The organism is Agromyces molybdatiresistens, assembly GCF_052748445.2.
Window position 1 is genome coordinate 1831040 of sequence record NZ_CM188258.1, and the last position, 20138, is coordinate 1851177.

Below are 20138 nucleotides of genomic sequence, written 5' to 3' on the forward strand. Positions count from 1 at the left end.
GGCATGTATCGCATCCTCTTCTCCCTCGGCTTCTCGCGCATGGACCCGGAGCGCGCCCACCACCTCGCGTTCCGCGTCATCCGCGCCCTCCCGACGTTCGGCATCGGCCGCCTCGTCGAGCGCGTCACGGGGCCCGCGCCCGAGCTCGCCGTGGACGCGTTGGGGCTGCGCTTCCCGTCGCCGTTCGGCGTCGCTGCGGGCTTCGACAAGGATGCGCTCGGCGTACGCGGCCTCGGCAACCTCGGCTTCGGCCACGTCGAGGTCGGCACGATCACCGCGCTGCCGCAGCCGGGGAACGACCGGCCTCGACTGTTCCGCCTGGTCGCGGATCGCGCCCTCGTCAACCGCATGGGGTTCAACAACGGCGGTGCGGATGCCGCGGCCGGCCGCATCTCGCGACTGTCGCGCCTGCGGCACCGGCCGGTGCTGGGCGTCAACATCGGCAAGAGCCGCGTGACGCCGGTCGAGCAGGCCACCGAGGACTACGTGCGGAGCACCAAGGTGCTCGCGCCGCACGCCGACTACCTCGTCGTCAACGTCAGCTCGCCGAACACCCCGGGCCTGCGCGGCCTGCAGGAGCTCGACTCGCTCGCACCGCTCCTCGAGGCCGTGCGTGCGGCCGCGGGCCGCACGCCGCTCCTCGTGAAGATCGCGCCCGACCTCGAGGATGCCGAGGTCGTCCGGATCTGCGAGCTCGTGGTTCGGCTCGGCCTCGACGGCGTCATCGCCACCAACACGACGATCTCGCGCGACGGGCTCGCCACGCCGGCGGCCGAGGTCGAGGCGATCGGCGCGGGCGGGCTCTCCGGCGCACCGCTCGCCGCTCGCTCGCTCGCCGTGTTGAGACTCATCCGCGAGCACGTGCCGGCCGAACTCTGCGTGGTCTCGGTCGGCGGCGTCGAGACGGCGGAGGACGTGCAGGAGCGCCTCGACGCGGGCGCGACGCTCGTGCAGGGCTACACGGCGTTCATCTACCGCGGACCGCTGTGGGCCCGCCAGGTCAACCGGGGGCTCGAGCGCCTCGGCCGCGAACGGCGCGCCGCGGCATCCGTCGCCTGATCCTCACCCGCCTCGCCGGGCAGGAGGTCAGAGCATGCCGACGTCGCTGAGACGGTCGGCGAGGGTGGCGCCGTCGCTCGCGGAGACCCAGGGGACGTCGGCGCCGTGCTGCTCCGACTTCGAGCGCCCGCCGGCGAGGACCGCCTCGCCCGGCGAGAGCTCGCGGATCGCGACCGCGGCGACCTGGTCGGGATGCTCGGCGGCGAACGCGGCGTAGAGGTCTTCGTCGTGCTGGCCGTCGTCGCCGATCAGGAGCCACCGGATGTGCGGGAACTCCTCCGCCAGTCGGCGGAGGTTGTCGCTCTTGTGCTCGCGGCCGCTCCGGAACCACCGATCGTGCGTCGGCCCCCAGTCCGTGAGGAGCAGGGGACCGGCGGGGTAGAGGTTGCGCGAGAGGAATCGGGTGAGCGTGGGAGCGACGTTCCATGCGCCCGTGGAGAGGTAGACGACGGGGGAGCCGGGGTGGCGTCGCGCGAGGCGCTCGTACAGGACCGCCATGCCCGGGGTCGGGCTGCGCGCGTGCTCGTCGAGCACGAACGTGTTCCACGCGGCCACGAACGGTCGCGGGAGCGCGGTGACCATCACGGTGTCATCGACGTCGGAGAGGACGCCGAAGTCGATGTCGGGCCCGACCACGAGGATCGGCGCCTCCACGGGCTCGGCGCCGTGGGTGCTGATGATCACATGGGTCCACCCGGGTTCGAGGCGGACCGGGACCTTCGTGTCCACGACGCCGCCGCGGTCGGCGAGCACCTCGATGCGCTGGCCGCCGACCTCGATGGTGACCGGCACGTCGCCGACCGGCACGCTCGTGAAGCTCCGCCACCCGCGGATGCCCTGCTCACGGCGGCGACGTCGTCGTCGCGAGGTCTCGTCGGGCCGGATGGGCTTGGACAGCAGCACCCGGCAGAGCACCCGCACCCACTCGGTCGAGCCGTAGCCGGTGTAGGGGACGACGGTCGGCACATGACCGCGGCTGCGCGCCCAGCGCTCGCGGACGTCGTGGATCCAGTCCTCGACGCGCGCTGCGCCGTGCCGGGTCGGCCGAAGCCGGGGACCGGCCGGGTCGGGGGAACTCACCGGCATCGGGCCAGTCTTTCATGGACCTGCGAACGGATGCGAAACGCACCGGCCCCCGAAGGCGGGACTTCCGCTCGGAGCCGGGTAGAGTGGGGCGGCGAACAAGGAGGACCCGTGCCGAACATCGACCTGATCCTGGGGGCCGATCACGGGCGGAGGCGCTCGGTGCGAACCGAGCCCACGCAGCGACGCAGCTCCCAGCGGCTCGACGCACTGCTGGATGCCGCCGCCGAGATCGTCGACGAGCTCGGATTCGAGCGGTTGACCACCCAGATGGTCGCCGAGCGTGCCGGCGCCTCGATCGGCACGGTCTACCGGTACTTCCCGGATCGCGTCGCCGTCCTCCACGCGCTCCGCGAGCGGAGCGTGCGCCGGTACCGCGAGCGCCTCGCCGAGGCCGTGGAGCGGGCCGAACTGGCCGCGTGGTGGGATGTGATCGACGTGGCACTCGACGTGTGCACGGCGCTCTACCGCGAGGAGCCCGGCTTCGCCGTCGTGTACGCGGCGCCCCGCGAGGCATCCGACGTCGACGGCGAGCCCGAGATCGCGCACCGCGTGGCGAAGCTCCTCGAGCACGAGTTCGGCGTGAACGACGACGCCGAGGTCCGGTTGCGGCTCGGCGTCGCACTCGAGATCGGGGCGACGCTCATCCACCGTGCGTTCGTGCGCGACGCCGCCGGCGACGAGCGCTACCTCGTCGAGGCCCACCGCGTCGTGCGGGACTACCTCGACCGGGAGCTCGCCGACCGGCTCGCCGAATCGTCCGCTGCCTGACGATCCGCGGGGAACCGCCGCGGACACCGTTGCCCCGCCGCGACGGAGGTGTTTGGCTTGTGATGCGGCGCCGGACGGCGCCCGGGACCGACGGAGAGGCAGCATGATCGAGTTCCGCGGCGTCACCAAGCAGTTCCCCGACGGCACCGTCGCCGTGCACGACGTCGACATCGTCATCCCGCCGCACAAGACCACGGTGCTCGTCGGGTCCTCCGGTTCCGGGAAGACGACCCTCCTGCGAATGATCAACCGCATGGTCGACCCGACCTCCGGACAGGTGCTCATCGACGGGACGGATGTCGCGACCGTCGACCCGGTGAAGCTGCGCCGTGGCATCGGGTACGTCATGCAGAACTCCGGCCTGCTGCCGCACCGGAAGGTGATCGACAACGTCGCCACCGTCCCGTTGCTCCGCGGTGAATCCAGGCGGGCGGCCCACGCCCGCGCGCTCGAGCTGCTCGACACGGTCGGACTCGATCGCTCGCTCGCCGACAAGTACCCCGCGCAGCTCTCGGGCGGGCAGCAGCAGCGCGTCGGCGTCGCCCGCGGGCTCGCCGTGGACCCGAACATCCTGCTGATGGACGAGCCGTTCGGTGCCGTCGACCCGATCGTCCGTGCCGAACTGCAGCAGGAGCTGCTGCGTCTCCAGGGCGAGCTCGACAAGACGGTCGTCTTCGTCACGCACGACATCGACGAGGCGTTCCTGCTGGGCGACCAGGTCGTGATCATGCAGCAGGGCGGCCTGATCTCGCAGGCCGCGTCGCCCGCGGAGATCCTCGCGCACCCGGCGGACGAGTTCGTCGCGGACTTCGTCGGCGCCGACCGGGGGAAACGCGCCCTCCACGTGACCGAGGTCGACGGGCGCCGGGTCGTCGTCGACGCGGACGGCAGGGCGGCAGGGGTCCTGGCCTCGTGAACTGGCTCTGGTCGAACCTCGACCTGGTCGGTGAGCTCATGCTCGTCCACCTGGCCCTGTCGGTGCCCGCGATCATACTGAGCTTCGTGGTCTCCGTGCCGATCGGATGGCTCGCCCACCGGTACCGGTGGTCGAGGGGCGTGCTGCTGTCCATCTGCGGACTGCTGTACGCCATCCCGTCGCTGGCGCTGTTCATCGCGCTGCCGGCCTTCACGGGGCTCAGCCTCCGCTCGCCGGTGAACCTCGTCATCGCACTGACGCTCTACGGCATCGCGGTCATCGTCCGCACGTCCGCCGACGCCTTCGACTCGGTCGAGCGCGACATCCGGCAGTCGGCCACCGCCGTGGGGTACTCCGCGGCGGGACGGTTCTGGGGCGTGGAACTCCCGCTCGCCGGGCCGGTGCTCCTCTCGGGCCTGCGCGTCGTGATCGTCAGCACTGTGAGCCTCGCGACCGTCGGCGCGGTCATCGGCGTGCAGAGCCTCGGCAGCCTCTTCACCGACGGCTTCCAGAGAGGCATCCAGATCGAGATCATCACGGGCATCGTCGCGACCATCGTGCTCGCGCTCGGCCTCGACGCGTTGAGCGTGCTCCTCGGCCGCCTGCTGATGCCGTGGACCCGGCCCAGCCGGGCGAACGGCCGGGCCGCGCCCGGGCGTCGCGTCACCGAGGGGGCGGCATGAACCTCTTCCTCGACGCGTTCGCCTGGCTCGGCGACCCGGCCAACTGGACCGGGCCCGGCAGCATCCCGCAGCGCATCTGGGAGCACCTCTGGGTCTCGGCCCTCGTGCTCGTGATCGCCTCGGCCATCGCCCTGCCGATCGGCGCACTCGTGGGCCACACGGGCCGAGGCCGCGAGCCGGCCGTGATGGTCTCGGGAGGGCTCCGAGCGCTCCCGACGCTCGGCGTGCTCACGCTCTTCGGCATCTGGATCGGGATCGGCCTCGCGGCGCCGGTCATCGCGCTCGTGATCCTCGCCATCCCGCCGCTCCTCGCCGGGGCCTACGCGGGATTCGAGGCGGTCGACCGTCGCACGATCGACGCCGCGCGCGCCATGGGCATGCGCGAACTGCAGGTCGTGGGCAAGGTCGAGCTGCCGCTCGGGATGCCGATCGTCGTCGGCGGCATCCGCTCGGCGACGCTCCAGATCATCGCGACCGCGACGCTCGCGGCGTACATCGCCGACGAGGGGCTCGGTCGCTTCATCTTCGCCGGCCTGAAGACCCGAGACTACGGCGAGATGCTGGGCGGATCGATCCTCGTGATCCTGCTCGCACTCGTCATCGACGGATGCTTCGCGCTCGCGCAGCGCGTCGTCGTCCCCGCCGGCGTCCGGGTGACGCGGGCCGCAGAGCTCCGTTCGCGACCGGCCCGGTCGCGAGCGGCCACGGGGCAACCCGACACCGAAGGGAATCGAGAATGATCACAGCAGGAAAAGGCCGGCTCGTTGCTCTGGCAGCGGCCGCGGTCGGGGCGACAGTGGCCCTGGCAGGGTGTGCATCGGGCGATCCGCTCGACAGCGGATCGGGTGACGGCGAGTCGACGGGCGAGACCATCGTCGTCGGCTCGCAGGACTACTACTCGAACGAGATCATCGCCGAGATCTACGCCCAGGCGCTGGAGGAGAACGGGTACACGGTCGACCGGCAGTTCCGCATCGGGCAGCGCGAGGTGTACATCCCCGAGATCGAGTCCGGCGCCATCGACGTGTTCCCGGAGTACACGGGCAACCTGCTCCAGTACTACGTGCCCGACACGACGGCGACGACGAGCGACGACGTCTACGAGGAGCTCTCGACCTCGCTGCCCGAGGGGCTGCGCGTGCTCGAGCAGTCGCCCGCGACCGACCAGGACTCGTACAACGTGACGCAGGCGTTCTCCGACGAGTACGGCGTCACGAGCCTCGCCGACCTGGCCGACGTGGACGCGTCGATCACGCTCGGCGGCAACTCCGAGCTCGAGACCCGGCCGTACGGGCCAGAGGGCCTGAAGGAGGTCTACGGCGTCGACGTCGCGTTCACGCCGATCGAGGACAGCGGCGGGCCGCTCACCCTCAAGGCGCTCGTCGACGACCAGGTCCAGATGGTGAACATCTACAGCGCCGACCCGAACATCGCCGCGAACGACCTCGTGACGCTCGAGGATCCCGAAGGGCTCTTCCTCGCGTCGAACGTGGTTCCGGTCGTGAGCGAGAAGGTCACCGACGAGATCGCGGAGATCATCGACACCGTGAGCGCTGCGCTCACCGCGGAGGATCTCGTGGCGCTCAACTCGCTGAGCGTGAACGAGCAGCAGTCGGCGGAGCAGATCGCGAGCGACTGGCTCGCCGAGCAGTCCCTCTTCTAAGCCGGGGGATCCTCGGGCGAGGGGTCGGTCGCTTCGGCGGCCGGCCCCTCGCGTCGGTCCGAGGGCGCGATGTGCGGCGGGACCGCCGGATGCACGGTCGGTGCGGCGGCATCGGTCATGTGGCGCGCCTCGAGGCGGAGGAGCACCTTCTTCCCCGCCCAGGCCAGCGCGAGGAACAGGATGATCGCGCCGACGAACAGGTAGCCCGCCCAGTGGAGCTCGTCGCTGAGCTCGCGGTAGCCCTCGGCGGCGGCGGAGCCGACGCTCACGTAGGCGAACGACCAGATCACGCACGCCGGGACCGTCCATGCGAGGAACCGGCGGTACGACATGTCGCTCATGCCGACGGTCAGCGGCACGAGCGAGTGCAGCACGGGCAGGAAACGCGAGATGAACACGGCAGGTCCGCCACGGCGAGCGAGGTAGCGCTTGGCGCGACGCCAGTTGTGGGCGCCGATGCGACGGCCGAGGCGCGAGTGCTCGATGTGCGGCCCGAACCAGCGGCCGAGCGCGAAGCCGATGCTCTCGCCGATGAGCGCGCCGATGATGATGCCGAACGCCAGGGCGAAGAACCCGGTCGGCGTCTCGACGGCGGTCGCCGCGACGATGACGATGGTGTCACCGGGCACGATGAGGCCGATCAGCACCGAGGTCTCGAGCATGACCCCGAGCGTCGCGAGGAGCGTGCGCAGCACGGGGTCGACACTCGCCACGGTGTCGAGGATGCCGTCGAGCAGCTCGTTCACGGGAACGAGCCTATGCGGTGACCGTGCGTCGTGCGGCGGCCCTCCCACCCCGTGCCGCAGGATGGCACGCCGGCGCGCAGCGCCCGTGCCCGGTTCAGACCGCGACGGCCGCGAGCGTGCCGAGCGGGATCGCGACGAGTGCCGCGGCCGCCGCCCACCCGGCGCCGCGGGCCGCTCCGGGCAGCGGCCGCACGGCCGTCGAGAGCCGGTCCAGGCGCGCCTCGAGCATCTCGGCGTCGGGCGCGATGCCGCCGGCGTCGGCGTAGGGCCCGGGCTCGGCGACCGCGCCCAGGCGCTCGAGGGCACGGCGAAGCGGGTCGGTGCCCGCCCGACGACGCGCGGCGTCGTCGGCGAGCATCTCGGTCAGCACCGCCACGGCCCGTTCCGCGCGATTGGCGATCGGGAACCACGGCAATGCCGCGTGCCAGGCGCGGAACGAGAGCAGGACGAGATGGTGGAGCTGGTCGAGGTGGGCGCGTTCGTGGGCGAGCACCGAACGGAGCTCTGCCTCGTCGAGCAGTTCGACGAGGCCGTCGGTGACGACCGTGGCGGTCCGGATGCCGGGGATGCAGTAGGCGACCGGGACCGGGTGCGAGAGCACGCGGGCGCCTGAGGAGTCGGCGGGTTCGGCGAGGAGGTCCACGAGCTGGTGCAGGCGGCGTCTCGCGCGTTCCGCGCGGACCGCCGTCGTGAGGAGGTTGAGGGCGAGGTGCACCGCGAGGCCGACGGCGAGCGTGAACGCGGCGATCTGCACGACCGCGTAGGCGTCGGGGATCGGGCCGGCGAAGACGGCCGGGACGAGGTCGGTCGCGGCGCCGAGGAGCGAGCCGCCGGGCGCTGCGGCGAACACGAGGAGCGAGCCGATCATGGCCAGGCCGCCACCGAGCGCGATGCCCTGCCAGAGCGCGAGCGCCGTTGCGGGGGAGCGGCTCGGCCACTTCGCCCCGGCGAGCGCGACGGGAACCGGCCAAGCGAGCGCCAGCGCGAGGGCGCCGAGCGCCACGGCGGCGGCGATCACGTCAGTGGCGCACGAGGTCGTCGAGCAGACGCCGAAGCGTGTTCGCCTCGCCGTCGCTCACCGTGCCGACGAAGCGCGCGAGCGCGGCGTCGCGATCGGAGGATGCGGAGAGCACCTCGTGCATGAGCTCGGCGGTGTGCTCGGCGCGGGAGAGCAGGGGCGCGTACCGGTGCGGCCTGGTGTCGCGGCTCCTGCCGACGAAGCCCTTGCGCTCGAGGCGGGAGAGGACCGTGAGCACCGTCGTGGTCGCGGGGGCCCTGCCCGGCGCGGACACGAGTGCCAGCCGATCGCGCAGCTCGTTGGCGGTGAGCGCGGAATCGGTCACCCAGAGCTGCTCCATGACGGAACGCTCCAACTCTCCGAGGCCTGCCATATCTCGAGGATACCGCGCAAGAGCCCATCGGTTCTACATGGCGTAGAAAAGATGCTCTACGCTCGGTAGAAGAATCGCGTCGGCGATCGTTCCCACGAAAGGGGCCCCCGCAAGTGAACGAGTTGCTCGATCCGCTGCTGCTCGCCAGGTGGCAGTTCGGTCTCACGACGGTCTATCACTTCCTCTTCGTCCCGATCACCATCGGGCTCGCGACCTCCGCGGCGATCTTCCAGACCGCGTGGGTCCGCACCGGCAAGGTCGAGTTCCTGCGCATCACGCGCTTCTTCGGCACGATCTTCCTGATCAACTTCGCGATGGGCGTCGTCACGGGCATTGTGCAGGAGTTCCAGTTCGGCATGAACTGGTCGGAGTACTCGCGCTTCGTCGGCGACGTGTTCGGCGCGCCGCTGGCGCTCGAGGGCCTGCTCGCCTTCTTCCTCGAGGCCACGTTCATCGGCCTCTGGATCTTCGGCTGGAACCGGCTGCCGCAGAAGCTGCACCTCGCCACGATCTGGGCGACGGCGATCGGCACCATCCTGTCGGCGTACTTCATCATCGCCGCCAACGCGTTCATGCAGAATCCGGTCGGGTACGAGATGAACGCCGAGCGCGGGCGTGCCGAGCTCGTCGACATCTGGGCGCTCCTCACGAACCCGGTCGCCCTCGCCGCCTTCCCGCACACGATCGCGGCCTGCTTCATGGTGAGTTCGGGGCTCATCATCAGCGCGGCCGCGTGGCACCTGGCGCGCAACCAGCACCTCGACACCATGCGCCCGGCGCTGAAGTTCGGGCTCTGGGGCATGCTCGTCGCCGGTGCGCTCACCACGTTCTTCGGCGACCAGCTGAGCCTCGCGATGGTCGCCACGCAGCCCATGAAGATGGCGGCCGCCGAAGCGACCTACGACACCGTGTGCGGCGCGGATGCCTCGTTCTCGCTGTTCACGCTGGGCACGCCCGACGGCAGCAGCGAGCTGTTCTCCATCCGCGTGCCGTACCTGCTCTCGTTGCTCTCGACGCATTCCCTCGACGGCTGCGTCGAGGGCATCAACGACCTGCAGGCGGAGTACACCGAGCTCTACGGCCCCGGCGACTACGCCCCGATCATCTGGGTCACCTACTGGGCCTTCCGCTGGATGATCGGCCTCGGCATGCTCCACGTGCTGATCGCGGCCGTCGGGCTCTGGCTGACCCGCAAGGGCCGGATGCCGCGGCAGCGCTGGATCTGGACCGTCGCCGTCTGGAGCTTCCCGCTCTCGCTCGCCGCGATGATCGTGGGCTGGGTCTTCACCGAGATGGGCCGGCAGCCCTGGATCGTGTTCAGCCTGCTGCCCACCGAATCGGCGGTCTCTCCGAACGTCACGGGCCTCGAGGTGCTCATCTCGCTCACCGCCTTCACGCTGATCTACGGCATCCTCGCCGTCGTCGAGGTGAAGCTGATCATCCGGGCCGTCCGGAAGGGCCCGCCCGAGATCGCCCCGCCCGACCCGGAGACGGGCGAGGTCGAACACGCTGCAACGGTCTACTAGGAGGAGACGGACATGGATCTCGCAGTGCTCTGGTTCTGGATCGTCGCCTTCTTCTTCGTCGGCTACTTCGTGCTCGACGGCTTCGACTTCGGCGTCGGGATGTCGCTGCCCTTCCTCGGGAAGGACGACACCGATCGTCGCGTGCTCATCAACACCATCGGCCCGGTCTGGGACCTCAACGAGACGTGGGTCATCGTCGCCGGCGCGGCCCTGTTCGCGGCCTTCCCCGAGTGGTACGCGACGCTGTTCTCGGGGTTCTACCTCGCGCTCCTGCTCATCCTGCTCGCGCTGATCGCGCGCGGCGTCTCGTTCGAGTACCGCCACCAGCGGCCCGAGCTCGAGTGGAAGCGGCGATTCGACTGGATGATCATCGTCGGCTCGGCGGTCCCCGCACTCCTCTGGGGCGTGGCGTTCGCGAACATCGTGCAGGGCGTGCCGCTGGACGCGGACCACAACTACACGGGCACGCTGTTCGACCTGCTGAACCCGTACGCCCTGCTCGGCGGGCTGACGACGCTGCTGCTGTTCTTCACGCACGGCGTGGTGTTCGTCGCCCTGAAGACCGACGGGGACATCCGCCGACGGGCGCGCCGTCTCGCGACGCGGGCGGGCCTCGTGACGATCGTGATCGCCGCGCTGTTCCTCGTCTGGACCGGTCTCGCGCACGGCACGGCCTGGTTCTGGGCTCTCGCGGCGGTCGCCGCGCTCGCCCTGATCGGCTCGTGGATCGCCAACGGACGCGGGTCCGAGCGGCTCGCCTTCGCGCTCATGGCCGTGACGATCGGCACCGCGGTGCTCGCGCTCTTCGCCGCGCTGTTCCCCGAGGTCATGCCCGCCTCGAACGACCCGGCGAACAGCCTGACGATCGAGAACGCGTCGAGCACGCCGTACACGCTGACCGTGATGAGCTGGACGGCGCTCATCTTCCTGCCGCTGATCCTCGCGTACCAGGGCTGGACCTACTGGGTGTTCCGGAAGCGCGTCACCCGGCAGTCGATCGACGCCGCCGCGCACTGACGTGCGCCCGCTCGATCCCCGACTGCTCCGGCGCTCGCGCGCCGCTCGCGGCTTCATGGTCGCAGGCGGCGCGCTCGCGCTCGTCCAGGCCGGGGCGACGGTCGCCTTCGCGTGGGCGCTGTCGACGCTCGTCGTCGGCCTCATCGAGGCCGACGTGGCGGGCGATGCGGCCGCAGTCGTGTGGGTGCTCCTGGCCGCGGCATCCGTTCGCGCGCTCTCGGGCTGGTTGTGGGAGTGGCTCGGATCCGCCGGCGCGATGCGCGTGAAATCGGAGCTCCGGGACGCGCTCCTCGCGCGCCTCGAGGACCGGAGCGGTCGCCGGGACGTGACGACCGCTCGCGCTGCCACGCTGCTCGGTCCCGGTCTCGACGCACTGGACGAGTACTTCGGGCGCTACCTGCCCCAGCTCGTGCTCACCGCCGTCGCGACGCCCGTGCTCGTGGCCGCGGCCTGGGCGGCCGACTGGGTGTCGGGGCTGATCCTCGTCATCGTCCTCCCGCTCATCCCGGTGTTCATGGCCCTCATCGGCATGGCGACCGAGGTGGTCCAGCGCCGGCAGTGGGACCGGCTGCAGGCGCTCTCCCGGGGCTTCCTCGAGGTGCTCGGCGGCCTCTCGACCCTGATGGTGTTCGGTCGCGCGGAACGCCAGTCGCGTCGCATCCGCACCGTGACCGACGGGTATCGCTCGAGCACCATGAAGGTCCTCCGCGTCACGTTCCTGTCGGGATTCACGCTCGAACTCGCGGGGAGCCTCTCGGTCGCGCTCGTCGCGGTCTCGATCGGACTCCGACTCGTCGCCGGCGACATGTCGTTCGCGCCGGGCCTCTTCGTGCTGGTCCTCGCGCCCGAGGTCTTCCTCCCGATCCGGAACGTGGGTGCGGCCTTCCACGCCGCGACCGCCGGGCTCGAGGCGTCGCGCGACGCACTCGACCTGCTGGACGCCGCCGACGCCGACGACGAGGCCCGGGCGAGCACGGATGCCGAGGCATCCGTCACCGGGAACGGCGCCACGCCGGAAGCCGCCGGCCTGCGAGCCCGCGACCTCGTCGTCGTCAGGGACGGCCGCCCGGTCACCGCACCACTCGACCTCGACGCCGCGCGCGGCGAGCTCGTGGCCCTGACGGGCGCGAGCGGCTCGGGCAAGTCCTCGGTGTTCGCCGCCGTGCTCGGCTTCGCGGACCGGAGCGGCGTCCTCGAACTCGACGGCGCCGCGCTCGGCGACGGCACCCGGCACCTCGTCGCGTGGGCCGGCCAGAGCCCGCAGCTGCTCGAGGGCACCGTGGCGGAGAACGTGCGACTCGGCACGGCCGGGGCCGATCCGTCGCTGCTCGAGCGCGCCCTCCTCGTCGGCCAGGTCGACGTCGACCCGGCGATGCGGCTCGGGCCCGCCGGCGCGGGGCTCTCGGGAGGGCAGGCCCAACGCGTGGCGGTCGCGCGTGCCGTGCATCGCGCCCTCGCGGCCGACGCCCCGCTCATCCTCCTCGACGAGCCGACGTCGGCGCTCGACCCGGAGCGGGAGCGGGCCATGGCCGCGGCGCTCGTCGCACTCGCACGAACGGGCCGGATCGTCCTCGTGACGACGCATCGCGGGGCGCTCGCCGACGCCGCCGACCGCGTGGTGGCGATGCGGGAGGTCGTCCGTGCCTGACCCGACCCGTTCCGTGCTCCGGCGGGCCATCCCGCCGATCCGTCGACTGCTGCCGTCGGTGCTCCTCGGCGTCCTCGCCGGGCTCTCGAGCGTGGCCCTGCTCGCGGCGAGCGCGTGGCTCATCGCCCGTGCCGCGGAGCAGCCCCCGGTCCTCTTCCTGCAGCTCGGCGTCGTCGGCGTCCGCGCGTTCGCGCTCGGGCGCGCCGTGTTCCGCTACCTCGAGCGCCTCGCGGGGCACGACGCGGCGTTCCGCCAGCTCGCGGAGATCCGGGTCGGGGTGTTCGAGCGGATGCTGCCGCACGCGCCCGACGGGCTCGTCTCCGCTCGTCGCGGCGACCTGCTGGCGCGCTTCGTCGGCGACGTCGACGAACTGCAGAACGTGAGCCTGCGCATCGTGCAGCCGGTCGCGAGTGCCGTGGTCGTCCTCGTCGCGGCGTTGGCGGGACTCGCCTGGCTCGCGCCCCCGACGGCCCTGGCCGTCGGCCTGGTCCTGGTGGTGGGCGTCGGGGCCGCCACGTTCGCGCAGTCGATCCTCGCCGCCCGGGCCGACGAGCGACTCGCGCCGCTCCGCGGGGACCTCCAGGCGGCGATCGTCGAGCACGTGCACGCGCTCGACGTGCTCGTCGCGTTCGACGAGGCCGAGGCCGGGCGCGCCCGCATCCGTCGCCTCGGCGCGCGGCTCGAACGCGCGACGCGGGCGCGGGCGTCGGCGGTCGGGCTCGCAGCGGCCGCCATGGGCGCAGTCGGCGCCTTCGCGGCGGCCGCGAGCCTCGGCGCCGCGCAGCCGCTCCTCGAGGGCGGGCGGATCGACGGCCCGACGTTCGCGGTCCTCTGCCTGGTGCCGCTCGCGATCGCCGAGGTCGCCGCGGCGATCCCCGTCGCGGTGGGCTCGCTCCGGGTGGTCCGGGCGAGCGCACGGCGCGTCGCCGAAGCGGTGCCCGCGCGCGTGCCCGACGAGATCCCCGTGGTGTCCACGCCGACGTCGCCGACCGGTCGCGCCGACCTCTCGCAGGAGTCGTCCCCCGGGGCCGGGCGGTCCACCGCGCAGACCGCGGGTTCGCCCGAACGGCGCGTCCCGTCGGTCCGGCTCCGGGCCGCGAGCGCGCGGTGGCCGGCGATCGGCGGGGACGAGACGGCGCCGGATGGCGCGGAGCAGTCCGGCCATGCCCTCGCGCCGCTCGACCTCGACCTGGCCCCGGGGGAGCGGGTGCTCGTGTCGGGACCGTCCGGATCGGGCAAGACGACGCTCGCGCACGTGCTCGTGCGGTTCCTGGAGTACGGCGGCTCGTACCGGCTCGACGGGGTCGAGGCGCGCGACCTCGACCCCCGCGAGGTGCGGCGCATGGTGGGCCTCGTGGAGCAGCGGCCGTGGCTCTTCGACGAGGACCTCCGGCAGAACCTGGTCTTCGCGCGGGACACCGCGACCGATGCCGAACTGCTCGACGTGCTCGAGCGCGTCGGCCTCTCCGAATGGGCGGCCGAGCGCGGCGGCCTCGACGCACGCGTCGGCGAGCGCGGCGACCTCGTCTCCGGCGGCCAGGCGCAGCGGATCGCGCTCGCCCGCGCGATGCTGGCGGACTTCCCGGTGCTCGTGCTCGACGAGCCGACGGCGAGCGTCGATCCGGAACTGGCCGACGCGCTCCTGCGCGACCTCCTCGCCGCCGCGGACGGCGAGCGGTCGGTCGTCCTCATCTCGCACACCGGCGCCCCCGATGGGCTCGTCGACCGGGAGGTCACGGTCGGATCGCGACCGTCATAGGCTGAGGGGATGCCCCGCCGGATCCGGAGTCTCGTGCTGCCCGAGTGGCGCGATCCGGCCGACGTGTTCCTCGCCCTCGCGGCCGGCGCGCCCCGCGTGGCCTGGCTCGACGGGGGAATCGACGCGACCGTCGGCCGCAGCGTGATCGCGGTCGCGACCGACTCGGCCGCGCTGGTCGTCGCCGACTCGTCGGCGGACCCGGACGCCGTGCACGACGCCCTTCGGGCCGAACTCGGTGCGACGCTCCCCGTTGCGACTCCCGAGACGGTCGCGCACCATGCCGAGCGCGCGGCGGTCGGATGGCACGGCTGGTTCGGGTACGAGTTCGGCGCGCGGGCGCTCGGCGTGCCGGCCGCGCGACCGGAGACGCCCGAGGTCGCGTTCTTCTGGGCGGATCGGGTGGTGGTGTTCGAGCACGGGTCGCGACGCGTGCGGCTCGAGTGGATCGAGGGACACGACGGAGGGCACGGCGCGACCGGGACGACCGACGCGACCGATGCGTGGGCGGATCGCACGGCGGCCGCCATCCGCCGTCTTCCGGCCGCGGACGCTGGAGCCGCGGCATCCGTCAGCGCTGCACCGGCCGGACCGGCCGACGCGGCGCCCGCACCGCCCGCCCGCACGCGGTGGCGCCACCACCCCGACGAGTACCGGCGCATGATCGGCGAGTGCCAGGCGGCCATCACGCGCGGAGACGCGTACCAGCTCTGCCTCACCAATCGCGTCGACGTCGACGTGCGGCCCGATCCGGTCGCCGCGTATCTCGCCCTGCGCGCCTCGAGCCCGAGCCACCACGGCGGCTTCGTCCGCGTCGACGACGTGGCACTGCTGAGCGCGTCGCCCGAGCAGTTCCTGCTCGTGGAACCCGACGGCACGGTCGCGACGAAGCCGATGAAGGGCACCCGGCCGCGCTCGGCCGATCCGGCGACCGATGCCGCGCTCCGCGCCGAGCTGCACGCGAGCGAGAAGGAGCGCGCCGAGAACCTCATGATCGTCGACCTCATGCGCAACGACCTCGGCCGCATCGCCGAGCTCGGCAGCGTCCGGGTGCCGCACCTGCTCGAGGTGGAGGAGTACCCGCACGTGCACCAGTTGGTCTCGACGGTCACGGCGCGGCTGAGGCATCCGCTCACCGCACTCGACGCCGTGCGCTCGGCGTTCCCCGCCGGTTCGATGACGGGCGCGCCGAAGCTGTCGGCGATGACGATCCTGCACGGCCTCGAGCGCGGGCCGCGCGGGGTGTACTCCGGGGCGTTCGGATGCCTCGGGGCCGACGGGACCGCCGACCTCGCCATGGTGATCCGCTCGATCGTGCTCACCCCGGCGGGCGCGTCGATCGGAACCGGCGGCGGCATCACGGCGCTCTCCGACCCTGACGAGGAGGTCGAGGAGACGCGCATCAAGGCCCGCGCGCTCATCGCGGTGCTCGGCGGCGAGGCGCCGGACGCGTGGACGGGCGGGCCGTCGACGTCTCCCGCCGCATCCCCGTCCGCTGCTGCGCCGGGCGCGAACGCCCGTCGCACGCCTCCGGCCATTGAGTAGGCTTGATGCCCGGGCGCCCGTCGCGCGCGCCCGCATCCCGGGCTCCGCCCGACCCCCCGCGCATCACGATTGAGAGTCACGTGGCACACGAGCAGGACACCACCCAGGCCGAGGCAGGCATCTACGACTTCGCGACGATCCAGGCGAAGTGGCTTCCGGTGTGGGAGGAGCTCGCGCCGTTCCGCGCGGCCCGGCCCGGGGACACGCGACCCCGCAAGTACATCCTCGACATGTTCCCGTACCCGTCCGGCGACCTCCACATGGGCCACGCCGAGGCGTTCGGCTTCGGCGACGCCGCCGCGCGGTACTGGCGGCACCAGGGCTTCGACGTGCTCCACCCCATCGGCTGGGACTCGTTCGGCCTGCCCGCCGAGAACGCGGCCATCAAGCGCGGCGCAGACCCGAAGGCGTGGACCTACGCCAACATCGAGCAGCAGAAGCGGTCGTTCAAGCAGTACGCGCCGTCGTTCGACTGGACGCGGGAGCTCCACACGAGCGACCCCGAGTACTACAAGTGGAACCAGTGGCTGTTCCTGAAGCTCTACGAGAAGGGCATCGCGTACCGCAAGGACGGCCAGGTCAACTGGTGCCCGAACGACCTCACCGTGCTCGCCAACGAGCAGGTCGTCGACGGGCACTGCGAGCGCTGCGGGTTCCTCGTGACGAAGAAGGCGCTGACGCAGTGGTACTTCCGGGTCACCGACTACGCCGACCGCCTGCTCGACGACCTCAACCAGCTCGAGGGCAAGTGGCCGAACAAGGTCCTGACCATGCAGCGCAACTGGATCGGCCGCTCGTCGGGCGCCGACGTCGATTTCGCGATCGAGGGCCGTGACGAGCCGGTCACGGTGTTCACGACGCGGCCCGACACGCTCTACGGCGCGACCTTCATGGTCGTCGCGCCCGATTCCGCGTTGGCCGAGGAGCTCGCGGCGGGCGCCTCCGACGAGGTGCGCACGCGCTTCGAGGACTACCTCGACTCGGTGCGCGCCGAGAGCGACATCGACCGGCTGTCGACCGACCGGCCGAAGACCGGCGTCTTCCTCGAGCGCTACGCGACCAACCCGCTGAACGGGGAGCGACTGCCGATCTGGGCGGCCGACTACGTGCTCGCCGACTACGGGCACGGTGCCATCATGGCGGTCCCCGCGCACGACCAGCGCGACCTCGACTTCGCTCGCGCCTTCGAGCTGCCGGTGCGGGTCGTGGTCGACACGAACGCGCCCGTCACCGGCGTGATCCCCGTGATCCCGGTCGACGAGCACGGCGTGCCGTTGCCGCTCGACGACCTGCCCGCGCTCGACCCGGCGAGCACCGGCACGGCGCTGGCCGGCGAGGGACGCCTGATGAACTCGGGCCCGCTCAACGGCCTCAGCAAGTCCAACGCGATCCGGCGCGCGATCGAGATCCTCGAGGAGCGCGGCGTCGGCCGTGCCGCGAAGAACTTCCGCCTGCGCGACTGGCTGATCTCGCGCCAGCGCTACTGGGGCACGCCGATCCCGATCATCCACTGCGAGCACTGCGGCGAGGTGCCGGTCCCCGAGGCCGACCTGCCGGTGCGTCTCCCGGATGCCGCGGGGCTGGATCTCAGCCCGAAGGGTGCGAGCCCGCTCGGCGCGGCCGAGGAGTGGGCGCGTGTCACGTGCCCGCAGTGCGGACGCGAGGCGCGGCGCGACTCGGACACGATGGACACGTTCGTCGACAGCTCGTGGTACTACCTGCGCTACCTGGACCCGAACGACGACACGAAGGCGTTCGATCCGGCCGAGGCCGAGAAGTGGATGCCCGTCGACCAGTACGTCGGCGGCGTCGAGCATGCCATCCTGCACCTGCTCTACTCGCGCTTCGTGACGAAGGTGCTCTTCGACCTCGGCTACCTCGGCTTCACCGAGCCGTTCACGTCGCTGCTCAACCAGGGCATGGTCATCATGGACGGCACCAAGATGTCGAAGTCCAAGGGCAACCTGGTGGAGTTCGCGTCCGAGCTCTCGGCGCACGGCGCAGACGCGCTGCGGGTCACGATGGCCTTCGCGGGCCCGCCGGAGGACGACATCGACTGGGCGGACGTCTCGCCGGTCGGCGCCGCGAAGTTCCTCGCGCGCGCCTGGCGCATCGCGGGCGAGGTCAGCTCGAGTCCGGACGTCGAGTGGAAGTCGGGCGATGCCGCACTGCGGCGTGTCACGCACCGGCTGCTCGCGGACGCGCCCGGGCTCGCCGAGTCGTTCAAGTTCAACGTCATCGTGGCGCGACTCATGGAGCTCGTGAACGCGACCCGCAAGGCGATCGATTCCGGCCCCGGGGCGGGTGATGCGGCGGTCCGCGAGGCGGCCGAGGTCACCGCGATGATCCTCGACCTGTTCGCGCCGTTCACCGCCGAGGACATGTGGGAGCGGCTCGGCTACGAGCCCACGGTGGCGAACGTCGTGTGGCGCAAGGCCGACCCGGCGCTCCTCGTCGAGGAGTCGGTCACGGCGATCGTGCAGGTCGACGGCAAGGTGCGCGACCGGCTCGAGGTCTCGCCGAAGATCGGCGCCGACGAGCTCGAGACGCTTGCTCGCGCGTCTGCGGCGGTGGCCCGGTCGGTCGGCGAGCGCGAGATCGTCAACGTGATCGTGCGCGCGCCGAAGCTCGTCAACATCGCCACGCGCGGCTAGTCGCGTCCGGTCGCCGAGCCGTCCTCCACAGGATGGAGGCTGGGCCGCTCGGGTGACGCGCGCCCCTGCGACCGGCAGCACCGCCGACGTCGCGACGTAGCGTCGCGTCGTGACCGACGAACGCCGCGCGGAGCCGCCCGACCCCCTCGCCCCGCTCACGGGAGCACGGGCGCGCCCGCGTTCGCGCGTCGCCGTCGGCGCCGCCGTCGTACTGTTCGTGGCCGCGGTCGCCGTGTCGGCGGTGCTCTCGTTCGGTGCGGGCGGTGGGGGAGCCCAGGGCGATGTCATCCGCTCGGGCGACGTCGAGACCGCGGCGGGCGGGATCGGCGGGGGAGCGATCGACGAGGATGCCTCGGGCCCCGCATCGTCGGTCGCGGCGCCCACGATCCTCGTCCACGTGCTCGGCGCGGTGGCCGAGCCGGGGATCGTCGAGCTCGTGAGCGGTGCGCGCGTCGTCGACGCCGTCGCCGCGGCCGGCGGCCTCGCGGCCGACGCCGATCCGGGCGGGGTGAACCTCGCGCGCCCGCTCGTCGACGGCGAGCAGATCGTCGTGCCCCGCGAGGGCGAGGTGCCGCCGCCGAGCGCCGAGTCGGCCGGCGGCGCCGGGTCCGGAGCGTCCGGCGGCGCGAGCGACCGGATCAGCATCAACCGAGCGGATGTCGCGGCGCTCGACACGCTGCCGCGGATCGGCCCGGCGCTCTCGAAACCTAGCAATTGACATATTTCTGATCAGGGATTTTGGAAGTTTCTGGGTTCTCTCGCCGTCCCTGTACCTTGTCGGAATGACCCTACTCGACGACATCATCGACGCCGCGACGAACTCCTCAATCCCGGCAACAGACTTGCTGCGCAAGGTTCAGGTGGTGGCGCATCGGCTGGGTGCAGCTGAAGTCGTTCAATGGGTCAAACAGGAACTGGCTGGGTACCCACAATCCGCCGACCTTCCTGAGTACCGAGTGATGAATACGAACGTCCTCGGGACGTTCGCTGGACCCATGCGAAGCTTCATTCAGCAGCCGCTGATCAGTAGGCCAAACGACCTAGCCAAGTACTGGACGGTAGAACTGCGGCAGCCGTTGCTGGAGCTCCAGGGCCTTGCGGAGGGCGAGAACGACCCCACCCTCAGTTGGCCGCCGAACGCGGTTGGCCGATACGAGGCGTCAGGCGTCTATCGAATCGAGATGCACGACCTCTTCTCCGCCGAGCAGGTCATCACACGTCAGAGCCTTCGCGGGGTGATCGACATTGTCCGTTCGAAGGCCCTGGAGTTCGCGCTCGAGCTTCAAGCTCAATTCCCCGAGGCAGGAGCCGTCGGCGGACCTACCGTCGAGAGCGAGCCGGCTCTAGCCGCTGCGGTCTACTACATCACCAACAACATCACGGGCGACGGTACCAACGTCGCGACAGGCTCTCACATCACCCAACGATCGAAGATCCAGAAGGGTGACACTGAGGGGTTGAAGCGCGAGCTGTCCGCCCTTGGCATATCCGCGTCCGACGCGCAGGAGTTCGTCGCCGCACTGCAGGCTGAGTCGAACGTTGATGCTCCGCGCACAAGAGGCTTCATCGACAAGGTGCGCGCCGGTGCAATCACGGTCGCAGGGAGTCTGTCGTCCGACGTCGTCGCGGGAACGCTCGTGGAACTCGGCAAGGCGTTCCTCGGTCTCGGGTAGGGCATTT

Annotated in this window: 18 protein-coding genes; 14 read left to right on the top strand and 4 right to left on the bottom strand. The window is 71.6% G+C overall.

Features of this window, described 5'->3' with window-relative positions:
* The first annotated feature begins 3 nt into the window (after positions 1–3).
* The gene (locus ACULK2_RS08430) at positions 4–1059 is read left to right on the top strand and encodes a quinone-dependent dihydroorotate dehydrogenase (RefSeq protein ID WP_445969594.1); all 1056 of its coding nucleotides are present in this window, start codon (positions 4–6) and stop codon (positions 1057–1059) included.
* A gap of 27 nt (positions 1060–1086) precedes the next feature.
* Here the strand turns inward: ACULK2_RS08430 and ACULK2_RS08435 are convergent, their stop codons facing one another.
* On the bottom strand, positions 1087–2145 hold the full coding sequence (locus tag ACULK2_RS08435) for an App1 family protein phosphatidate phosphatase (RefSeq protein WP_445969593.1): 1059 nt from the start codon (positions 2143–2145) through the stop codon (positions 1087–1089).
* 108 nt (positions 2146–2253) lie between these two features.
* Between ACULK2_RS08435 and ACULK2_RS08440 the strand changes: the two genes are divergently transcribed.
* The 5 genes from ACULK2_RS08440 (at position 2254) to ACULK2_RS08460 (ending at position 6175) form a co-directional block, all read left to right on the top strand.
* The gene (locus ACULK2_RS08440) at positions 2254–2913 is read left to right on the top strand and encodes a TetR/AcrR family transcriptional regulator (RefSeq protein WP_445969592.1); all 660 of its coding nucleotides are present in this window, start codon (positions 2254–2256) and stop codon (positions 2911–2913) included.
* Positions 2914–3016: 103 nt separating this feature from the next.
* Positions 3017–3829, top strand: coding sequence for an ABC transporter ATP-binding protein (locus ACULK2_RS08445; protein ID WP_445969591.1), 813 nt, complete (start codon positions 3017–3019; stop codon positions 3827–3829).
* The gene (locus ACULK2_RS08450; RefSeq protein ID WP_445969590.1) at positions 3826–4512 is read left to right on the top strand and encodes an ABC transporter permease; all 687 of its coding nucleotides are present in this window, start codon (positions 3826–3828) and stop codon (positions 4510–4512) included. The genes ACULK2_RS08445 and ACULK2_RS08450 overlap by 4 nt, the downstream gene beginning before the upstream one ends.
* Positions 4509–5252 (top strand): ABC transporter permease, encoded by a 744-nt coding sequence (locus ACULK2_RS08455; protein WP_445969589.1) that lies wholly within the window; start codon positions 4509–4511, stop codon positions 5250–5252. The genes ACULK2_RS08450 and ACULK2_RS08455 overlap by 4 nt, the downstream gene beginning before the upstream one ends.
* On the top strand, positions 5249–6175 hold the full coding sequence (locus ACULK2_RS08460; protein WP_445969588.1) for an ABC transporter substrate-binding protein: 927 nt from the start codon (positions 5249–5251) through the stop codon (positions 6173–6175). The genes ACULK2_RS08455 and ACULK2_RS08460 overlap by 4 nt, the downstream gene beginning before the upstream one ends.
* Here ACULK2_RS08460 and ACULK2_RS08465 read toward each other — a convergent pair.
* The 3 genes from ACULK2_RS08465 to ACULK2_RS08475 all read right to left on the bottom strand — a co-directional run bounded on the left by ACULK2_RS08465 (position 6172) and on the right by ACULK2_RS08475 (position 8312).
* Positions 6172–6921: a DedA family protein gene (locus ACULK2_RS08465; RefSeq protein ID WP_445969587.1), complete on the bottom strand. Its 750-nt coding sequence runs from the start codon at positions 6919–6921 to the stop codon at positions 6172–6174. The genes ACULK2_RS08460 and ACULK2_RS08465 overlap by 4 nt on opposite strands.
* A 94-nt stretch (positions 6922–7015) precedes the next feature.
* On the bottom strand, positions 7016–7939 hold the full coding sequence (locus tag ACULK2_RS08470; RefSeq protein ID WP_445969586.1) for a M56 family metallopeptidase: 924 nt from the start codon (positions 7937–7939) through the stop codon (positions 7016–7018).
* A gap of 1 nt (position 7940) precedes the next feature.
* Positions 7941–8312, bottom strand: coding sequence for a BlaI/MecI/CopY family transcriptional regulator (locus tag ACULK2_RS08475; RefSeq protein ID WP_445969585.1), 372 nt, complete (start codon positions 8310–8312; stop codon positions 7941–7943).
* A gap of 113 nt (positions 8313–8425) precedes the next feature.
* Here ACULK2_RS08475 and ACULK2_RS08480 point away from each other — a divergent pair, with 113 nt between their 5' ends.
* From ACULK2_RS08480 to ACULK2_RS08515, 8 genes are all read left to right on the top strand, one after another.
* Entirely contained in the window at positions 8426–9838 is a 1413-nt protein-coding gene (locus ACULK2_RS08480; protein ID WP_445969584.1) for a cytochrome ubiquinol oxidase subunit I, read from the top strand.
* 12 nt (positions 9839–9850) lie between these two features.
* Positions 9851–10855 (top strand): cytochrome d ubiquinol oxidase subunit II, encoded by a 1005-nt coding sequence (gene cydB / locus ACULK2_RS08485; RefSeq protein ID WP_445969583.1) that lies wholly within the window; start codon positions 9851–9853, stop codon positions 10853–10855.
* Between the two features lies 1 nt (position 10856).
* Entirely contained in the window at positions 10857–12503 is a 1647-nt protein-coding gene (cydD, locus tag ACULK2_RS08490; protein WP_445969582.1) for a thiol reductant ABC exporter subunit CydD, read from the top strand.
* Entirely contained in the window at positions 12496–14262 is a 1767-nt protein-coding gene (gene cydC / locus ACULK2_RS08495; protein ID WP_445969581.1) for a thiol reductant ABC exporter subunit CydC, read from the top strand. Before cydD ends, cydC begins: the two co-directional genes overlap by 8 nt.
* A 9-nt stretch (positions 14263–14271) precedes the next feature.
* Positions 14272–15804, top strand: a complete 1533-nt coding sequence (pabB, locus tag ACULK2_RS08500; protein WP_445969580.1) for an aminodeoxychorismate synthase component I — start codon at positions 14272–14274, stop codon at positions 15802–15804.
* Positions 15805–15884: 80 nt separating this feature from the next.
* The gene (gene leuS, locus ACULK2_RS08505; RefSeq protein ID WP_445969579.1) at positions 15885–18458 is read left to right on the top strand and encodes a leucine--tRNA ligase; all 2574 of its coding nucleotides are present in this window, start codon (positions 15885–15887) and stop codon (positions 18456–18458) included.
* Positions 18459–18567: 109 nt separating this feature from the next.
* Complete coding sequence (locus tag ACULK2_RS08510; protein ID WP_445969578.1) at positions 18568–19176, top strand: SLBB domain-containing protein; 609 nt, start codon at positions 18568–18570, stop codon at positions 19174–19176.
* Positions 19177–19240: 64 nt separating this feature from the next.
* Positions 19241–20131: an AbiTii domain-containing protein gene (locus ACULK2_RS08515; RefSeq protein WP_445969577.1), complete on the top strand. Its 891-nt coding sequence runs from the start codon at positions 19241–19243 to the stop codon at positions 20129–20131.
* Positions 20132–20138: the final 7 nt, after the last annotated feature.